Below are 351 nucleotides of genomic sequence, written 5' to 3' on the forward strand. Positions count from 1 at the left end.
CGGCGGAGGCGGCGTACCGGTCCGCCGCCGCGCGGGTCGGCGAGAGCCAGCTCACGGGGGACGAGGAGCTCAGCCGCTGGCGGGGCGACAAGCTCGACCAGCTGCTGTTGCCGCAGTGCGCCGCAAGTGAAGAACGGCGCCTGGAGACGGCCGACATGGCGGCCTCAACGGGCGCGGCGGGGGGGGAGGTCGTCCTGGAGAGCGCCCAGGCGCTCGAGCGGAACGAGGCCGGCGCCCACGTGATCCTGGTGCGGCGGGAGACCCAGCCGGGCGACCTCCGGGGGATGATCGTCGCCGACGGCATCCTCGCGGCCCGCGGCGGAAAGACGTCTCATGCGGCCGTCGTCGCGC

At 75.5% G+C, this 351-nt stretch carries 1 protein-coding gene; it reads left to right on the forward strand.

Annotation, left to right across the window (positions count from 1 at the left end; translation table 11 throughout):
* Positions 1-351 (forward strand): PEP-utilizing enzyme (locus HP550_RS00115; protein WP_246280320.1); only part of this gene is annotated, 351 nt, incomplete at both ends.

The sequence above is a fragment of the Cellulomonas humilata genome (assembly GCF_013359775.1).
GTDB classification, from domain to species: Bacteria; Actinomycetota; Actinomycetes; order Actinomycetales; family Cellulomonadaceae; genus Cellulomonas; species Cellulomonas humilata.